Here is a 12,986-nt window from a genome sequence, read left to right on the forward strand (position 1 = left end):
GTTTCCACAAATGGCAATCTTGATGCGTCCGCATATGGAGGCACAGGAGTAGTCACATGATGCGTACGTCACAGGGATACCTGTATCGAGCCGCCTCGGATGTTCCGTACTTCAGCACCGACGGTGAAACGTACCTCGCGGGGACACCGCTGAAGGACATCCGGAAATCCCGGCCCCTTCGCGTGCTGTCCGAACAGGACTTCGCCTTCTGGCAGACGTACGGCTACGTCACGGTGAGGGAGGCCATCCCCGCCGAGGCGGCCAAGCGCCTGCTGGACTTCGCCTGGGAGTTCCAGGGGCTCGATCCGTCCCGGCCGGAGAGCTGGTACGCGGACCGGAAGTTCCGCTCGGACCTGGACCAGGAGCTGTACATCTACGGTTTCGTCGAGGCGTATCACCACCCGCTCATCTGGGAGAGCCGCCAGTCCCGGCGCGTCTACGACGCCTTCGTCGACGTGTGGGACTGCGAAGAGCTGTGGGTGAGCCTCGACCGGCTCAACCTCAACCCGCCGAACATCGGGAACAGGGACCGGGCGCTGATCACCCCCACGGACAGGGGGTTCGACATCGAACTCCACTGGGACGTGGACTCCACGCTCAGCGTGCCGCCCCAGCGGGTGCAGGGCCTCATCGCCCTGACCGACACCCGGCCCGACCTGGGGGGTTTCCAGTGCGCGCCCGAGCTCTTCCGCCGGTTCGACGAGTGGAAGCTCGGCCAACCGGCCGACCGGGACCCGCTGAGGCCGGCCGCCGACCCCGCCGAGTTCCCCATCGTCCGGCCCGAGCTCAGGGCGGGCGACCTGCTGATCTGGAACGGCATGCTGGCGCACGGGGTGGCGCCCAACCGTTCCCGGCGCGGTGCCAGGGCGGTCCAGTACCTCAGCATGATGCCCGCGCTGGAATCGCACGACGAGCTGAGGAATTCGCGGATCGAATCCTGGCGCCACCTCAGCACACCGAGCTGGAACGGGACGCTTCTCGGCGACGCGACCAGGCACGAGTCCCTCAGGTACGCCACCGCCCCGCTGAACGGGCTCGGCGAGAGGCTGCTCGGGCTGACGTCCTGGAACCAGGACGCCGAACGCTGGACGGGAGAGCCGGAATGCGCAAGATCTGCCTGACTCTGCCGACCAACAGGGAATGCGCCGCCACGATCTCGGCCGTGAGCCGGGAAGCCGCGCACGCGGCCCGGCACTTCGACGTCGAAGTGCACCTGCTGATCCTGGACTCCTCCGGCCACCACGCGTTCGGCGAGCACGCCCGTGCCGCCGGGGACGCGCGCGAGACGCCGAACGTGGTCGTCCACCACCTCGGCGAGGCCGGGCAACGGGCCTTCTTACGGGAAGTGATCCACCGGGCCGGCGTCGTGAAGCCCGACCTGATTCTCGACCTCATGCTTCCCTCCGGGGTCTCCTACGGCGCCTGCACCAACAGGGCCTTCCTGATCGCGAGCGCGCTCGCGTGCGAATCGGTCCACCGCCGGGATTCCGACAGTCGCTACCAGGACTGGAACGGCCGGCCCGTCTTTCCCATCCACCACGAGCTCATGTCGCTCGGGAAACGCGCGAGCGACGCGGCGGGCGGCGTGTCGGAGACCGCGCTCGGCCCGGGCCAGGAGGACCGGCCGGTGGTGCTGGCGGGGAGCTCCTTCGTCGGCGAGCTGTCCGTGGACATCGGCGAGATCGCCGGGGCCGACCCCGGCGTCTACCACGACGTCGTCGGCCTCTGGGCCCCGATGGACTGGCCGGACGACGAGAAGCGCCGCCTGGCCGGCGAATCGTTCAAGGGGGCAGGCGACGATCCCTTCACCGGCGACCATTCGATCCTGGGCCCGGTCGACCCGATGCGCGTCGACATGTGCAACATCGCCTTTCACCGGGTGCACGAGCGCGTCCCGTTGCCCCCCGCCACGGACACCATCGGCAGCGACTACTTCCTCATCCACCTGGTCCACGACGCGGGGTTGCCGGGCGTCCTGCACAACCGCAACATCGTGAACTTCTACACGGGCGAGCGAAGGACGGCCGCCGGCTTCATGGCGTACCAGCTCCGGTTCGCGAAGTTCCTCCTCTCGATGGCCTACCTGAACTTCGTCTACCGCAGGATGGCGGAGGCCGGGGCGTCACTGCTGGACGAGCGGAACGACGTCCGCGCGTCCCGCGTCGCCGAACTCGTGCGCGAGAGCACCACGCTCGGCACCGCGGAGAACGAGGAGCGGCTCGACGTCCTCGACCGCTCCTACCGGAGATTGGGAGGCAGGTACGCCGCGGTCGCGGACACGCTGGCGCGACGACGCGGACGGCTCCTGGACGAGGCCCGCCAGGACATGGAGGACTTCGCCCTCCTGATCGAATCCTGGGAGGGCCTGGTGCGGGCGAGCAGGTCCACGAGCGTCCGCCAGGCACGCGGCTAGCCGGAGACGAACGCCGACCATGTACATCACGAGTCGCCTGCACGCGGCCCTGACGGCCGCCACCGAAGACCAGCTCGTCTTCGACCTCGGCGGGATCGAAGACCGATACGAGTCCCTGCTTCGCGAGTTCCCCGGCATCTCGATCCGGTTCGCGATGAAGGCCTGCCCGGTGGGCGAGGTGCTCTCCTGCCTGGCGCGGAAGGGCGCCGGCTTCGACGCGGCGAGCCCCGGCGAAGTCGCGCAGGCCCTCAGGGCCGGCGCGCCGGCCGGCAGGATCCACTACGGCAACACCATCAAGTCCGACCGCAACATCGCCGAGGCGTACCGCCTGGGCGTCAGGGACTTCGCGACCGACAGCGTGGAGGACGTGAAGGCGATCGCGGCCCTGGCCCCCGGCGCCCGGGTGTTCTGCCGGCTGGCCACCGACGGCGACGGCGCGTTGTGGGGCCTGACCCGCAAGTTCGGCTGCTCCCCCGCCGAGGTCCCCCTCGTCCTGGAGACCGCGCGGGCGGCGGGCCTGACACCGTCGGGCATCTCGCTTCACGTCGGCTCCCAGCAGATGACGGCCCGAGCGTGGGCCGGCGCCTTCGACCGGATGGCCGGGGTGATGAAGGCCCTCGACGCCCGGGGGATCCGGATCGACCACGTCAACCTCGGCGGAGGGCTGCCCGCGCTCGGCTATCTCGACCTGTGCGGCAGACCCCTGGCCCCTCCCCTGACCACGATGTTCGCCGTGATCCGCCAGGGCATGCGGCGGCTCGGCGCGATCTCGCGGGCCCGCCTGGACTTCCTCATGGAGCCGGGCCGCCACCTGGTCGCCGACCACGGCGCCGTGCGGGCCCACGTGTCGCGGCTGTCCACACGTCGTATGCCCTCCGGCGAACGCCAGCACTGGCTGTACCTCAGCTGCGGCAAGTTCAACGGCCTGTACGAGACGGACGCGCTGCAGTACCCGCTGGTCTTTCCCTCGCATCTCGGCGGGGAGTACGTCCACGCCGTCGTCGCGGGCCCCACGTGCGACAGCGACGACGTCTTCAACCGGGGCCGCGGTCTGGTCCAGGTGCCCAGGGACGTCGCGTCGGGCGACCCCGTCTGGATCCTCGCCTCCGGCGCCTATTCCGCCAGCTATACGACCCAGGGGTTCAACGGCTTCAGCCCGCTGCCCTGCACCTGGATCCATCGTGAGCCACAACACGTTCTTGGAGGGCGATCGAGATGAGCCATGACGTGCGTGTACGGCAGATCTCCGACGGCGACTGGGACGGCATCGCGGCGTTGGAGGCCGACGTGTACACCGGCGCGGGACTGTCGGAGGGCCGGGCCGTGCTCGAGTCCCGGGCCGTCCCCTCACCGGGCACCTGCTTCCTGCTGGAGTGCGGGCGAAGGCCGGCGGGGTACGTGCTGGCGCTGCCCTATCCGATGTTCCGGTGCCCGGACCTGGCCCGGGAGGAGGAGCGCGCCTTCCGTTCTCGCAATCTGCACCTGCACGATCTCGTGATCGCCGAAGCGTTCCGCGGCAGAGGGCTGGCACGACGCCTCCTGCGCCACCTTCAGGCGGCGGCGAGAGCGAAGACCTACGAGCGGATCTCCCTGGTCGCGGTCGCGGACAGTGAACCCTTCTGGTCGGCCCACGGATACCGCCCCCATCCAGACGTCGGGCTCCCGGGCGGCTACGGCGCGCACGCCGTGTACATGTCGGCGGAGGTCGCGGCATGAACACCCCGCCTCACATCGCGCCCGCGCCCGCTCGCGACCGGTTCCGCCGGACCCTGCTGGGCATCGCGGCCCTGTTCTGCGTCCTCGGCTTCCAGTACGCCACCTGGGCGGCGCGGCTTCCCGTCATCAAGGCGCGGCTGGGCCTGACCGAGGCCGAGGTGGGCCTGCTGCTGATGGCCTGCGGCGTCGGGGCCGCGGTCTCCTTCCCCCTCGTCGCCGCCCTGGCCAGGCGGCTCGGATCCCGCCGCCTGGCGCTGTCGTCGGCCCTCTTCCTGGGCGCCCTGCTGCCCGCCCTGGCCGCGGCGCCGGACTATCCGATCGCCCTGATCATCATGTTCGCCGACGGCGTGGGCGTCGGATGCCTGAACGTCGCCATGAACGCGCAGGGAGCCGCCCTCGAGGCCGGCCACCAGCGGACCGCGATGGCCAGACTGCACGCGACCTTCAGCGCCGGCTCTCTGGGCGGCGCGCTCATCGCGTCGGGGATCACCGCGGTGACGCCGGGCGTGACGGCGCACTTCGGCGTGGCCGCCGTCCTCATCGTCCTGTTGGTCGCGTACGCGTGGCCGAGGTTGCTCACCGAGGAACGCCCCGGCGAGCGGCAGGACGCGCAGCCTCAGGCGAGGACCCGCCGCGGGGTGCCCATGCCCACGCGCGTGACGATATGGATGGGACTCGCCATGGTGTTCGGCACCGTGACCGAGGGCGCCGTCAACGACTGGTCCGCGCTCTACATGAAGGACACCTTCGACGCCTCGCCGCAGGTGGCGCCCCTGGGGATCGCGGTCGTCTCGGTGATGATGGTGCTGGCGCGCCTGTTCGCCGACGGCTGGCGCGCCCGGTGGGGGGACGGCCGGGTCGTCCGGGCCGGCAGTCTTCTGGCCGGCGCGGGGCTCGCGCTCGCCCTCCTGGCCGGCGGCCTGGTGCCGACTCTGATCGGCTTCGCCTGTGTCGGCCTCGGCATCGCGTCCGTGACGCCGTGCGTCTACGTGGCGGCGGCGCGCCAGGGCTCGGACGCCCTGGCCCTGGTCGCCGCCATGGGGACGACGGGACTGCTGGCGGGACCGCCGATCATCGGCTTCATCGCGAGCGCCACGGGCCTGGTGTGGGGCATGGCCGCGATCGCCGTCTCGGCCCTCCTCGTCCACCTGTGCGCCACGCGAATCCACTGGACGGCCGTGACCGGCGAACGGCTCCCCACGTAGGGACCGCGACCAAGGCATCGCCTTGAAAAGGTCGTGCAGGAGCCGAAGGCATCCGCGAAAAGGGCAGCGGCCGCGCACGGCGGAGGTCCTGGAGTGGATTCACTCCAGGACCTCGCTCGTGGCCTAGTCGATCATCGCCGGCGGCCGGGTCATCGTGGGAGAGGCCGCCCCTGAGACGCCGGCCGCTTCGCGTGACGGCGCTCCGGCCCGCTCACAACGAGCCCGGCAGGGGCGATCACCACCAGAAGCCGGTCAACTCCCAGAGGGGGAAGCCGAAGCCGAAGTCGAAGTCGTCGCCCCCGCCGCTCCACTTGCCGTGGCCGCCGCCCCAGTCACCCGACGCGCCGTGGCCGCCGTCCCAGCCGCCCCATTTACCGTGGCCGCCGTCCCAATCACCGCCGGTGGTGACCGTGGACGCGGTGGCGCTGGTGGCCGTTACGGCGCTCGCACCCGCGAGCCCGCCGGTGAGCGCGAGCGTGACGGCGAGCGTGACGGCGCATTTCTTGATGCCGGGCATTGCATTCCCCCTTGGCGTCGGGTCGCCGATTACGACGCTCATCACGCTGATTCGAGATAAGCGCACCCGGCGACTCGTTCAGAGCTTGCCCACCTGGGGTTTCTCCGACCATATGGCACGACAAACGGAGATAACGGCATCTTGGTAGCTATTTAGCATCTCATTATACGTTTTGATCCGATATTTCCCGGTTTGTCCGCCGATCTCAGGGCGATAGATCGCGACCTTCATTGCCCTGCGTAAGCACCTGTCGCCATGGGTAGTGACACTGTGCCTGGCCGCGCGTGGCGGTCCAGGACGGCGCGCGGAGAGGCCCGCCACGCGAGCGTTCCGCCCCCCCATCGCGGACAAGGGGCCCGGAGTCAAGCCGATGCCCTGGGACGCGCGCCGCGGCCGGGCGCGATTCCGGTGAGCGGAGGAGTGGCGCGCGATGGTGACCGGCATCGTCATTCTCGGCCGGTCCTCGTCCCCGGCCAAGCCGGCGCGGAACGCTCTTCGCGGCGCATGAGTCGGAGACGATCGCGCTTCACGGCACATGAGCCACGGCGGCCACGGACCCCGCGAACGCGGCGACCAGGGGAGCCAGCCGCTGCAGCTCTTCCAGATGGGTGGCGCTCAGCAGCGCGAGCTTCCTCTCACCCGCCTCGGTGAGCGCCAGGCGGACGACCCGGCGATCTTCGCCCTCGCCGCGGTTGCGGACGACCAGGCCCAATTGCTCCACCCGGTCGATCAGCTGAACGGTGCTGTGATGCCGGGTGCACAGGTATCCGGCGAGCTCGCCGATGGTCGGCCCCCGCAGGCCGGCATGACCCCGGATGGCCAGCAGAAGCTGGTGCTGGGTGGCCGTGAGCCCCACCTCGGCCGCCCGCTCCTCGCTCCAGCGCAGGAACCGGCGCAGCCCGGCTCGGAACGCGAGCAACTTCGCGTACTCGCGATCGCTGAGGTCCGTGAACGGTGACTCCATTGGAACTGTTCCCTCCTGACGTGATATTATCACAGTATGATATATGGGCGGGGTGGAGCAGGGAACCCTGCGGTTTCCCGCCGCGGCCGGCCGCCGCGCTCACCTCGCCGCACGACCTCACGTACGCACACCGCGTACTGAGAAGGTGGTGGAAGACATGGCCGGTCAAGCCATGAGAACGCACCCCGGCATCGCGGAGTCGCGGGAGAAGTACGAGCTCGCCGCCGAGTCACCGGCCGCCAGAGCGGTCACCGGTCTCACCTTCCTGACAGGGCTCTACCTCGCAATCTCTCCGTGGGTCGTCGGGTTCGACCGATTCACGACCCTGACCGTGAACGACCTGATCGTCGGCATCGCCCTGGCGCTGCTCGCGCTCGGGTTGGCCTCGGCCTACGGTCGCACGCACGGCATCGCCTGGGTCGCCCCGGTGATCGGTGTATGGACGATCATCGCCGTCTGGGTGGTCAGCGGCCACGTCGCCACTACGGCGACGATCTGGAACAACGTGGTGACCGGCGCGGTCGCCCTGCTCCTCGGACTCGGCGCCACTGCCATGGGCAGCAGAGCCTGGCCCCGATGACCGCACTGCGATGCCCTTCACCGGCGGAAGCCGCGCCGACCGGCTTCCGCCACAGGCTCCGGACCATTGCCAGGTGAGACCATGAAAGCGTTCGTCTTGTGGGGCGCGGGCAGCCTCGGCGCCGCACAGGTCGGCATGCTGCGCGCGCTGAACGATCGCGACATCCAGCCCGACCTCGTCGTCGGAGCATCGGTCGGGGCGCTCAACTCGGCGTACTACGCGACCCGTCCCGACTCCACGGGCGTCGAGGAACTGGCCGAACTCTGGTTGTCGCTGGGCCGCCACGACGTCTACCCGCGCAACCTGACCGACATGGCGCGGATCTGGGGCCATTGTCTGCCCCTGCACCCGTTGCGCGGAGCGTTGCGGGCCGTGGGCGCGCTGAACTACGCCTTCCCCGTCAATCCGCTCACCATCGAGGCGGTGGTCACCGGCCGTCGCGACCATCTGTTCGACAACCGGGCCCTGGCGCGGTTCCTGGACGCCGCGCTGCCGATCGACCGGCTGGAGAGCACGAAGATCCCGCTGACCGTGCTGGCCGCCGATGCGCGCAACGGCGACCCGGTGCCGCTGTCCACCGGACCGGCGGTGCCCGCCCTGCTGGCCAGCACGGCGATCCCCGGTCTCTACCCGCCCGTGCGGGTCGGCGGCCGGACGCTCATGGACGGCGGCGTCGCCACGCAGACGGCCCTCGACGTCGCGGTCACCCACGGCGCCGACGAGATCTACGTGCTGGGCCCGCGATTCTCCTGCCGGCTGCACAGCCCACCGTCCAGCGTGATCGGCATGTTGCTGCACGCGTTCAACCTGCTGGCCGAGCAGCGCATGGCGGCATCCATCGCCCGGGCCCGGCACCGCACCACCGTGCACCTGCTGCCATCGCCGTGCCCGGCGGAACTGCTGCCGATCGACTTCCGGCAGACCGCCGAACTGATCACCTCCGCCACAGAGGCCGCCGAGCAGTGGCTGGGACCGCGGCACCGGTCACGTGCCTCGCGTCAACCGCTCCGACGCTACCGCCGTGGCGACATCGCGGGGATAGGCGCGCCGCCCGCGCAGCAGGAGGACGGCGTTCGCCGCCAACGGCAGCAGCATGATCAGGAACGCGTACAGCACGCCGTGTGCGCTCCTCGGCCCACCGGTGCCGAGAACGTCGGCCAGGAGTCCGAAACTGATCGGGGCGGTGGCCTCCGCGCCCGTCCGAAGAAGTGTGCGGATGCTCTCCGCGCGTCCCCAGAGCCGGAAATGGACGACGTCGAGGCGCGCGGCGTCCAGCGGGGGGTTGGCCGCCGCCAGCGCGGCGCCGGCGATCAGCAGAACCGGTAGCGCGGTCGTCAGCGACGAGGTGAGCAGGGCGGGGACGAAGAACGCCGCGGCGGCCAGGTAGGCGAGGGCGGGCACGATCATGCGCGCGCTGAGGTGTCCACGGCGGATGAGGTGGTCGGCCAGGCGGCCGCCGGTGAGAACGCCGGCCAGAGCACCGGCGCCGATGAGCGGGACCAGTCCGGTGATCGCCGCCGGGCCGAGGCCGTACTGCCGGTCGACGAAGATGACGCCGAACCCGCGCACGCCGGCGAAGAAGAAGTAGCCGACCGCGGAGGCGACGATCAGTATGACGTTCGTGCGGATGCCCAGCACATAGCGCGCCGCGTCCCACAGCGACATCCGGGCCGGGTCACGCCGCAGCACCCGGTCCGCGTACGGTTCGACGCCCTGCTCCCGCACGAAGGAGTGCGCCGCGTCGCTTCGGCGCCGGTCGCCGCCGGAGCGTCCGTCCCCGTGCCGTGGGCCCGCAGCGAGCAGCCAGCCTTCCCCGCCGCGGGCCGGTTCGGGCAGGAAGCGCGCGATCATGCACATGAGGACGCCCCCGAACAGGGCGAGGAACCAGAACGCGAACCGCCAGGAGAAGAACTGCGCGAGGTCGCCGCCGATGAGCAACCCCACGCCGGTGCCGAGCATCTCCCCGGCGAGGATGAAGCCGTAGATCCGGGCCCTCTCGCCGGGCGCGAAGAAGTCGCCGACCAGCGAGGTGACCGTGGGCCCGGCCGTCGCGGCCACCGCCCCGAGCGCCACCCGGGACAGGAGGAGCCAGAGGAAGGAATCGGCCAGGGCGCCGACCGCCATGGCCAGGCTCCACACCCCGATGCTGATGTACAGCAGCCTGACGCGCCGCACCCGATCGGTCAGCAATCCGATGGGGACCACCGCCAGGGCGCCCGCCGCGGAGGAGACCGCGGTCAGGGCGCCGAGTTCGGTGTTGGTGAGCTCCAGGCTTCGCTTCAGCGCCACCGCCAGCGCGCCGACGGCCCCCTTGTCGGCCGAGTCGAGCGCCAGGACGCAGCCGATCAAGGCGATGACGCGCAACCGTGCGGTACCCCCCACCGCTTTGGACAGCCGTCGTACGACGACCCCGGCCACAGCGCGCACGACACCGCCGCGCCGCCGCCCCCGAGACTGCGCGCGCATACCGTTCCCCTACCCACGCCGGGCCGGCGGGGTCATCCACGTCCGCCGTCATGGCCCGACACCGGCACCAACCGATGTCCCGGTTCGTGACCGTGGCTTACGGACGCCCGAACGCGGATGACCGAGCAGGCGCAGCCTGACCGAGGTGAAACTCGCCACCCTGGAGTGGGTCGAGTGGTTCGACACCACCCGTCTGCACTCCTCCATCGGCGACATTACGCCGGATGAGTACGAAGCCCTCTACCACGCTCAACACCAGTCCACCGCTGGGACCAACCCCTGAGTCCTCAAAGAAATCCGGGACGGTTCGAACTCGACGAACTTGCTCATGTGGAACAGCAGCGGCGCGGCGTCGCCATCCCATGCCGCGGACTCGATCCGAAGGAGTGCGAATACGTGGTCTCCGGCATCGACCTGCTCGACGTACGTGCATTCGAATGCGGCAGCGGCGTCGGACAGGAGAACCGCGCCGCGATCCGTCACCGACGTCGAGACCCCAGCGAACCGATCGCCTTCCTTGGCAGCCAACTGCCGGGCGACCACGTGATGGCCGTGGCTCATCACACTGATGCCCAGCACGGGGATCTCCCGCAGCACAGGCCAGGTCCTCGATGACTTCTGAAGGCAGATGCCGACAAGCGGCGGGTCGATTGAGACCGGGACGAACGTGCTGACCGCCATGCCTGCGAGGTTGCCGTCTCGATCGAGCCCGCATACTGCGACAACTCCGGTCGGGAACGTCGAGAAGGCCTTGCGGAGCGACTGGGCACCAAGGTCTGAAGTGATCACCGCGGTACGACCTCCAGAAGTCGGAACGACCGGCTCGACAGCGGAAGCGCGAGCCCACCCACCAGTGTTTTCAAACATCGTTTGAAAACTGATAGACGCGACGATACGCCACCTTCACTGCCGATTCAAGAAGTTCCTGGACGGTCCGCGCACCCGCTAGGGAGTGTCTGACAAATGATCACTGGTCGCGCTTGAATGGTCGGCTGTGGTGAGACGCGGTGAGTTGACCGACCGGGCGTGGGCGCGGATCGAGCCGTTGCTGCCGGTGGCGGATGGTCGTGGTCGTCCATGGCGGGGGCATCGGCAGGTGATCGATGAGCACGCGGCCGGGGCCCGAAAAAGGGGGGACGACGGCGGGACGATCGATACGAGGCAATCGCAAAACCGGCAGGCGCCGGGACGGTCCCGCGGCGGGTCGGCCACCAGGCTCCACCTGATCGTCGAGTCCCGCGGGTTGCCGATGACGTTGCACCTGACCGGCGGCAATGTCGTCGACTGCACGGTGTTTGAGGCGGTGATGGCCGAGTTCCGGCTGCGTCGTCCCAGTGGAGGCCGTCCGCGCACCCGGCCGGTCCGGCTGCTCGGGGACAAGGGTCACTCCACCAGGAAGATCCGTCTGCGCCGGCGTGGGATCAAGGCGGTCATCCCCGAGCGCCGCGACCAGATCGCCAGCCGCCGGCGTAAGGGCAGCGGTGGAGGCCGCCCTCCCGCCTTCGATGCTCTCACCTACAAGCAGCGCAACCTGGTCGAGCGCTGCATCGGCAAGCTCAAGCAGCGGCGTGCCATCGCCACCCGCTTCGACAAGCTCGCCAGTCGCTATCTGGCGGGTGTCACCATCGCCTCTTTGAGGCTCTGGCTCCGGCACACCGAAATGTCAGACACTCCCTAGACCGACTCGACAGCGCCCCAGCGATTCCAGCTGATCACCTCGCCAACGGGGCGGCGGAGCAACGGCCCGTACTTTCCGACCGGATAGCCGATGGGGACGGTCGCGCCGATGCCCACGTTGTCAGGGATGCCGAAGCGCTGACGTACCGCGGGCTCGTTCTCCTTATGGTTGGTCGTCATGGCGGCTCCCAGCCCGAGTGCTCGAGCCGCGAGAAGGAGGTTCTGCGTTGCCGCGAAGACCGAGGACCACATGAACTGGGGATCAGGCGCTTCGGCGGACGGAAATGCGTTCTCGACGGTCGTGATGATGAACGCTGGGATCTTGTCGAAGTCGAGGATGAACCTTCGATACATCCGTTGGTTGCGAGCCCGCACGGAGGTGTCGTCGTCCTCCGGGACCCACGCCACCCGCTCGCCGACCGCCTCCACGAGCATGTCGCGGAACCATCGCCGATCCTCCGGATCCGTCACGATGATGAACCGCCAGAGTTGAGAGTTGCCCGGGCTCGGCGCGTAGGTCGCGTATCGGACCAGTTCGCGCAGGAGGTCGTCGGGCACCGGCTCAGGGCTCAACCGACGGATCGATCGACAGGTTGACATTGCATCCAACAGGTTCATCGGTGCGTTCCCTTCGGCAACGTTGAGACTGCGTGACCAGCTCAGCGGCTCCAGCGATGACCCTCCGGAAGCGCGATCGCCGCGAACCTGGTTTCCCCGTGGGTCCTTGTGATGTGACCCTTGCCCGTTCTGTCATCCACCAGGCAGACATCGCCGGCACGGAAGATCTGAGCGCCACCGCGACCCGGCACTTCGAGTTCGAACCCCCCGGACAGCACCACGACGAGACTGATTCCCTCTTCGGTGTGCCAATCACTGGCAAGATCGGGGCTGAGACACGTGAACGTGAGGCCACTCACCGGCTGGGCCGTGGAGCCCGAGTCAAGAAGGTCGTCGAAGCTCGCGAAATGCGCCAGCTCGTCTTCGACGTACATCCGCCGAAACGTCGGCTCGGCAGAGGCCCCGCGCCCTCCGTCTGTGGGCGCCGGCACCATGCCCGACGGGGACCACTGAGCATCGAGATCGACCTCGAGCAGGATCGCCCCGTCTTCACTCGACACGCGATGCCCGGCGGCCTCGAGATCATCGACGAAGACCACGTCGCCGGGCTCGAGGGACGCGACCCCGTTCGATGCCGCCACGCGGACCTTGCCTGCGAGGACGAAGCGCATCGAGCGGGACCGCGGACCCATCTCGTCCGCACCTTCGCCGAACCGAGCCACCCGGACCGCGAGGGCGGATGTGCCCACAGGCACCCCGACGTCCTCCGAACCGGTCGCCGTAGGCCCGAAGACGGGCGATGGGAGGGGCAGGGCACAGATCTGCGACTGCCCGGCGCCGTTGAGCGTGAGACGAATACTCTTCAAAGCTCCTCCTCGCTGCACGATATC

At 69.3% G+C, this 12,986-nt stretch carries 14 protein-coding genes and 1 pseudogene; 9 read left to right on the forward strand and 6 right to left on the reverse strand.

Going from position 1 to position 12,986, the window contains the following annotated elements:
- The first annotated feature begins 56 nt into the window (after positions 1-56).
- Genes AB0H21_RS25365 through AB0H21_RS25385 form a run of 5 tightly spaced genes read left to right on the forward strand, consistent with a single transcriptional unit; the run spans position 57 to position 5,334 of the window.
- Positions 57-1,121: a phytanoyl-CoA dioxygenase family protein gene (locus AB0H21_RS25365; protein WP_358520937.1), complete on the forward strand. Its 1,065-nt coding sequence runs from the start codon at positions 57-59 to the stop codon at positions 1,119-1,121.
- Entirely contained in the window at positions 1,103-2,413 is a 1,311-nt protein-coding gene (locus AB0H21_RS25370) for a DUF6271 family protein (protein ID WP_358520940.1), read from the forward strand. The genes AB0H21_RS25365 and AB0H21_RS25370 overlap by 19 nt, the downstream gene beginning before the upstream one ends.
- A 19-nt stretch (positions 2,414-2,432) precedes the next feature.
- Positions 2,433-3,632 (forward strand): type III PLP-dependent enzyme, encoded by a 1,200-nt coding sequence (locus AB0H21_RS25375; RefSeq protein WP_358520942.1) that lies wholly within the window; start codon positions 2,433-2,435, stop codon positions 3,630-3,632.
- Positions 3,629-4,129, forward strand: coding sequence for a GNAT family N-acetyltransferase (locus AB0H21_RS25380; protein WP_358520944.1), 501 nt, complete (start codon positions 3,629-3,631; stop codon positions 4,127-4,129). The genes AB0H21_RS25375 and AB0H21_RS25380 overlap by 4 nt, the downstream gene beginning before the upstream one ends.
- Positions 4,126-5,334: an MFS transporter gene (locus AB0H21_RS25385; protein WP_358520947.1), complete on the forward strand. Its 1,209-nt coding sequence runs from the start codon at positions 4,126-4,128 to the stop codon at positions 5,332-5,334. The genes AB0H21_RS25380 and AB0H21_RS25385 overlap by 4 nt, the downstream gene beginning before the upstream one ends.
- Positions 5,335-5,569: 235 nt before the next feature.
- Here AB0H21_RS25385 and AB0H21_RS25390 read toward each other — a convergent pair whose 3' ends face one another.
- Positions 5,570-5,851 carry a hypothetical protein gene (locus tag AB0H21_RS25390; RefSeq protein WP_358520950.1) on the reverse strand — a complete coding sequence of 94 codons (282 nt, stop codon included), beginning with the start codon at positions 5,849-5,851 and terminating at the stop codon, positions 5,570-5,572.
- A gap of 526 nt (positions 5,852-6,377) precedes the next feature.
- Positions 6,378-6,815, reverse strand: a complete 438-nt coding sequence (locus AB0H21_RS25395) for a MarR family transcriptional regulator (protein WP_358520952.1) — start codon at positions 6,813-6,815, stop codon at positions 6,378-6,380.
- A 172-nt stretch (positions 6,816-6,987) separates the two neighbouring features.
- On the opposite strand from AB0H21_RS25395, the gene AB0H21_RS25400 reads away from it, so the two are divergent.
- Complete coding sequence (locus tag AB0H21_RS25400; RefSeq protein ID WP_358520954.1) at positions 6,988-7,395, forward strand: SPW repeat protein; 408 nt, start codon at positions 6,988-6,990, stop codon at positions 7,393-7,395.
- 81 nt (positions 7,396-7,476) lie between these two features.
- Positions 7,477-8,085, forward strand: a pseudogene (locus tag AB0H21_RS25405) (patatin-like phospholipase family protein); the annotation flags it as partial.
- Positions 8,086-8,379: 294 nt separating this feature from the next.
- Here the strand turns inward: AB0H21_RS25405 and AB0H21_RS25410 are convergent.
- Positions 8,380-9,861, reverse strand: coding sequence for an MFS transporter (locus AB0H21_RS25410; protein WP_358520956.1), 1,482 nt, complete (start codon positions 9,859-9,861; stop codon positions 8,380-8,382).
- Between the two features lie 136 nt (positions 9,862-9,997).
- Between AB0H21_RS25410 and AB0H21_RS25415 the strand changes: the two genes are divergently transcribed.
- Positions 9,998-10,144, forward strand: coding sequence for a hypothetical protein (locus tag AB0H21_RS25415; protein WP_358521356.1), 147 nt, complete (start codon positions 9,998-10,000; stop codon positions 10,142-10,144).
- Here AB0H21_RS25415 and AB0H21_RS25420 read toward each other — a convergent pair.
- On the reverse strand, positions 10,111-10,650 hold the full coding sequence (locus tag AB0H21_RS25420) for a flavin reductase family protein (RefSeq protein WP_358520959.1): 540 nt from the start codon (positions 10,648-10,650) through the stop codon (positions 10,111-10,113). The two genes, AB0H21_RS25415 and AB0H21_RS25420, sit on opposite strands and share 34 nt — an antisense overlap.
- Before the next feature lie 205 nt (positions 10,651-10,855).
- Between AB0H21_RS25420 and AB0H21_RS25425 the strand changes: the two genes are divergently transcribed.
- The gene (locus tag AB0H21_RS25425; RefSeq protein WP_358520962.1) at positions 10,856-11,539 is read left to right on the forward strand and encodes an IS5 family transposase; all 684 of its coding nucleotides are present in this window, start codon (positions 10,856-10,858) and stop codon (positions 11,537-11,539) included.
- Here AB0H21_RS25425 and AB0H21_RS25430 read toward each other — a convergent pair.
- Together AB0H21_RS25430 and AB0H21_RS25435 are read right to left on the reverse strand one after the other, a co-directional pair.
- Positions 11,536-12,156 (reverse strand): nitroreductase family protein, encoded by a 621-nt coding sequence (locus tag AB0H21_RS25430; RefSeq protein WP_358520965.1) that lies wholly within the window; start codon positions 12,154-12,156, stop codon positions 11,536-11,538. The two genes, AB0H21_RS25425 and AB0H21_RS25430, sit on opposite strands and share 4 nt — an antisense overlap.
- A 41-nt stretch (positions 12,157-12,197) precedes the next feature.
- On the reverse strand, positions 12,198-12,962 hold the full coding sequence (locus AB0H21_RS25435) for a hypothetical protein (RefSeq protein WP_358520967.1): 765 nt from the start codon (positions 12,960-12,962) through the stop codon (positions 12,198-12,200).
- Positions 12,963-12,986 lie beyond the last annotated feature (24 nt).

Source organism: Sphaerisporangium sp. NPDC051011 (assembly GCF_040653595.1).
Classification (GTDB): Bacteria; Actinomycetota; Actinomycetes; order Streptosporangiales; family Streptosporangiaceae; genus Sphaerisporangium.

Bases quoted from the DNA above. Each gene is read 5' to 3' on its own strand.
- AB0H21_RS25385 (WP_358520947.1), top strand. From the start codon at position 4,126: ATGAACACCCCGCCTCACATCGCGCCCGCGCCCGCTCGCGACCGGTTC.
- AB0H21_RS25430 (WP_358520965.1), bottom strand. From the start codon at position 12,156: ATGAACCTGTTGGATGCAATGTCAACCTGTCGATCGATCCGTCGGTTG.
- AB0H21_RS25410 (WP_358520956.1), bottom strand. From the start codon at position 9,861: ATGCGCGCGCAGTCTCGGGGGCGGCGGCGCGGCGGTGTCGTGCGCGCT.
- AB0H21_RS25370 (WP_358520940.1), top strand. From the start codon at position 1,103: ATGCGCAAGATCTGCCTGACTCTGCCGACCAACAGGGAATGCGCCGCC.
- AB0H21_RS25365 (WP_358520937.1), top strand. From the start codon at position 57: ATGATGCGTACGTCACAGGGATACCTGTATCGAGCCGCCTCGGATGTT.
- AB0H21_RS25390 (WP_358520950.1), bottom strand. From the start codon at position 5,851: ATGCCCGGCATCAAGAAATGCGCCGTCACGCTCGCCGTCACGCTCGCG.
- AB0H21_RS25400 (WP_358520954.1), top strand. From the start codon at position 6,988: ATGAGAACGCACCCCGGCATCGCGGAGTCGCGGGAGAAGTACGAGCTC.
- AB0H21_RS25375 (WP_358520942.1), top strand. From the start codon at position 2,433: ATGTACATCACGAGTCGCCTGCACGCGGCCCTGACGGCCGCCACCGAA.
- AB0H21_RS25380 (WP_358520944.1), top strand. From the start codon at position 3,629: ATGAGCCATGACGTGCGTGTACGGCAGATCTCCGACGGCGACTGGGAC.
- AB0H21_RS25395 (WP_358520952.1), bottom strand. From the start codon at position 6,815: ATGGAGTCACCGTTCACGGACCTCAGCGATCGCGAGTACGCGAAGTTG.